Source organism: Microcystis sp. M53602_WE12 (genome assembly GCF_030065455.1).
Lineage (GTDB): Bacteria > Cyanobacteriota > Cyanobacteriia > Cyanobacteriales > Microcystaceae > Microcystis > Microcystis aeruginosa.
Window position 1 is genome coordinate 1 of sequence record NZ_JASJFB010000433.1, and the last position, 3,667, is coordinate 3,667.

The 3,667-nt window shown below is 41.5% G+C and carries 5 protein-coding genes; 4 read left to right on the forward strand and 1 reads right to left on the reverse strand.

Annotation, left to right across the window (positions count from 1 at the left end; all coding sequences use genetic code 11):
- From PX482_RS14605 to PX482_RS14620, 4 genes are all read left to right on the forward strand, one after another.
- Positions 1–369, forward strand: a 369-nt coding sequence (locus PX482_RS14605) for an ABC transporter permease subunit (RefSeq protein WP_502888562.1), incomplete at its 5' end; no start/stop codon positions are given.
- A gap of 113 nt (positions 370–482) precedes the next feature.
- Positions 483–1,229, forward strand: coding sequence for an urea ABC transporter ATP-binding protein UrtD (urtD, locus tag PX482_RS14610; protein ID WP_002759860.1), 747 nt, complete (start codon positions 483–485; stop codon positions 1,227–1,229).
- 38 nt (positions 1,230–1,267) lie between these two features.
- A complete protein-coding gene (gene urtE / locus PX482_RS14615) occupies positions 1,268–1,966 on the forward strand; it encodes an urea ABC transporter ATP-binding subunit UrtE (RefSeq protein WP_002759861.1) in 699 nt (232 codons plus the stop codon).
- 21 nt (positions 1,967–1,987) lie between these two features.
- Positions 1,988–3,211: a BaiN/RdsA family NAD(P)/FAD-dependent oxidoreductase gene (locus tag PX482_RS14620; protein WP_002759863.1), complete on the forward strand. Its 1,224-nt coding sequence runs from the start codon at positions 1,988–1,990 to the stop codon at positions 3,209–3,211.
- A gap of 228 nt (positions 3,212–3,439) precedes the next feature.
- Here PX482_RS14620 and PX482_RS14625 read toward each other — a convergent pair.
- On the reverse strand, positions 3,440–3,667 hold a 228-nt coding region (locus PX482_RS14625; protein WP_288122609.1), incomplete at its 5' end, for a hypothetical protein.

Sequence of the window (3,667 nt, forward strand, 5' to 3'; positions counted from 1 at the left end):
GGTGTTGCCGGCGCTCTTTATACCGTGCAAACGGGAATTATCACCCCTAACTCTATGGATGTGGCTTTTTCCATTGAAATGGTGATTTGGGTGGCTGTGGGGGGACGTGCTACCCTTGTGGGGGCAGTTGTCGGTACTTTATTAGTACGCCTAGCCCAAACTTTTTTAAGCGAACAATTTCCGGAAGTCTGGGTATTTTTCCAAGGGGCCCTATTCCTAATTGTGGTGACAGTGCTTCCCGATGGTCTTCTCGGTGGGATTAAACGTTTGCTGACTCATTTTGGTTTCCGCAAAACTTTAATTACCTATCCTAGTATTGAGGAAGCTCCGGAAGTGCAACTGGAAAGAGAAGAATTAGAGCATAAGTGACCTTAGCTATCAGTTATCAGTTATCAGTTATCAGTTATCAGATGTGAGTTTTCAGTTCACTGATTACTGCTGACTGTTCACTGAAAATACTTCCCAATTCCCTCTTAGAAATTATGACTGGAAAAATCTTAGAAATCGAGAATCTTACCGTTAGTTTTGGGGGTTTTAAAGCTCTCAATAATCTTAATTTCAGTATGGATACGGGAGAATTACGGGTGATTATCGGTCCCAATGGTGCGGGAAAAACCACTTTTTTAGATGTGATTACGGGGAAAGTGCAACCCACCATCGGACGGGTATTATTTAAAGGTCGAGATCTCCGCAAAATTCCCGAATATGCGATCGCTCGTTTAGGTATTGGTCGCAAATTCCAAACTCCCAGGGTATATTTAAATCTAACTGTCCGAGAAAATCTCGATTTAGTTAGCAACCGTAATAAAAATGTTTTCTCGACTCTTTTCGGTCGTCCTCCCCTAGAAGATAGCAGACAAGTTATTGGTTTATTGGAAATTATCGGGTTAACTGCTAAAGCTGATTTATCCGCTTCTTTACTTTCCCACGGGGAAAAACAACGCTTAGAAATAGGACAATTAGTAGCCCAGTCACCAGATTTACTGCTAGTAGATGAACCCGTGGCAGGATTAACCGATGAAGAAACGGAAAACGTGGGTAATTTGTTATTAAATTTAGCGGAAAGTCATTCGATTATTGTCATTGAACATGATATGGAATTTGTCCGTCAAATTGCCCGCAAAGTCACGGTTTTACACCAAGGAACTGTTCTCTGTGAGGGGAATATGGAGCAAATTCAAAATGATCCGAAAGTTATTGAAGTTTATCTAGGTTCCTCGGAAGAATAAAAAGTCAAAGGATTAAAATTAGTTAAAAAGGGTTGACAATGTTACACATATCTGAACTCAATGTTTACTACGGAGAAAGTCATATTTTAAGAGATGTTGACCTTAACATTAATGCGGGAGAAATGGTCTGTTTAATCGGACGTAATGGCGTGGGTAAAACTACCCTATTAAAAACCTTGATGGGTATCTTAAAACCGCGAGCGGGAACAATTAATTATGAGCAAGAAAACCTGATTAATAAAACCTCAGATCAAAGAGCCAGATTAGGACTGGGTTATGTGCCGCAGGGTAGGGATATTATTCCCCGTTTAACGGTAAAAGAGAATTTAACTCTCGGTTTGGAAGCTTTACCCACAAAAAGAAAAAATGCCACAATTCCCGAAGAAATCTTTGATTTATTTCCCGTTTTAAAAACCATGTTATCGCGGATGGGAGGAGATTTAAGCGGTGGACAACAACAGCAATTAGCCATCGCTCGCGCTTTAGTGGGGGAACCAAAATTATTAATTTTAGATGAACCCACGGAAGGAATTCAACCGTCAATTATTCTCGAAATTGAAGCAGCGGTGCGGCGTATTGTTGCCAGTAAAGGAATCGCCGTTTTATTAGTAGAACAACACCTGCATTTTGTCCGCCAAGCTGATCGATATTACGCCATGCAGAAAGGGGGAATTGTTGCTTCCGGTTTCACGAGCGAATTAAGTCAAGAAGTCATTCAGCGATTTTTGGCGGTTTAAACTTAACTTTTTCCTTGATATATGACTCAAATAGTCGTAATTGGTGGCGGGGCAGCGGGATTTTTTGGCGCAATTAAAGCGGCAGAATCTAACCCAAAAGCTGGCGTTACTATCCTAGAAGCGGCAAAAGAACCTCTAGTTAAAGTGCGGATTTCGGGAGGGGGACGCTGTAATGTCACCCATCATTGTTTTGATGTTTCCCAATTGGTTAATTATTATCCTCGCGGTGGCAAAGCACTACGGGGAGCTTTTAGTCGGTTTCAACCCCAAGATACTATTAAATGGTTTGAATTGCGGGGGGTAAAACTCAAAACAGAAGCGGATGGACGAATGTTTCCCAGCACCGATAATTCTGAAACTATTGTTAATTGTCTGCGGGAAAGTGCGACTTTTGCTGGGGTTGATTTAAGGCTAAATTCCCCAGTTAAATCGGTTAAAAAACAGGAAGAAAGTTTTTTAATTGAATTAAAAAAAGATGAGCAAATTAGGGCAGATAAGCTGTTAATTGCTACGGGAAGTAGTCCTTTTGGTTATCGCACCGCTCAAGATTTAGGTCATTCTTTAGTCTCTCCTGTCCCTTCTTTATTTACCTTTCAAATTGCCGATGCTCGTCTGAAAGATTTGTTAGGGGTTACTGTGGATAAAGTGCGAGTTCGTCTTGGGGGAAGCAAATTAGAACAAATCGGACCTTTATTAATTACCCATTGGGGAGTTAGTGGACCGGCTATTTTAAAACTCTCTGCTTGGGGAGCGCGGGTGCTTCACGAGCATCATTACCGAATGCCTTTAATCATTAATTGGTTGGGGGATTATCATCCTGAAAAATTGCGAGAAATTATCTTACAAACTAAAAGTGAATATCCCAAAAGAAAACTTTTTAATTATTGTCCTTTTGAACAGTTACCTAAGCGTCTTTGGCAGAGTTTATTAAGTTACTTGACTGTTAACTCGGAAACTCCCTGGGCAGAATTATCTAAAAATACTCTCAATAGATTGATGATGGAATTACAGCAAGGGGAATATCAAATCAAAGGGAAAGGAGTGTTTAAGGAGGAATTTGTCACCTCTGGGGGAGTGAATCTTCAGGAAGTGGATTTTAAAACTATGGAAAGTAAAATCTGTCCGGGGTTATATTTTGCCGGGGAGGTACTAGATATCGATGGAGTCACGGGGGGATTTAATTTTCAAAGCGCTTGGACCACTGGTTATCTCGCCGGACAAGCTATGGGCAATAGAAGGGTGTAGGAAGCACCGGAGAGGGGGAAGTGGGGAAGTGGGGAAGTGGGGAAGTGGGGAGCCTTTTTTCAGTAAACAGTAAACAGTGAACTGAAAACTCACATCTGACAACAAGGGCCGAATCTAAGACCTAATTGGTTAAGCTAAAAGCTTTGATGTGCTTAGTTTCTAACCTTCTTTTTAGGTAGGAGAATTGTCAGATTCTGTCTTTTGCCTCTTGCCTGTTGCCTCTTGCCTTCAGAAGCTGACTCCTGAATACTGACTCCTGACTCCTGAATACTGAATACTGACTCCTGAATACTGAATACTGACTCCTGAATACTGAATACTGACTCCTGAATACTGAATACTGACTCCTGACTCCTGACTCCTGACTCCTGAATACTGACTCCTGACTCCTGAATACTGACTCCTGACTCCTGAATACTGACTCCTGACTCCTGAATACTGACTCCTGACTCCTGA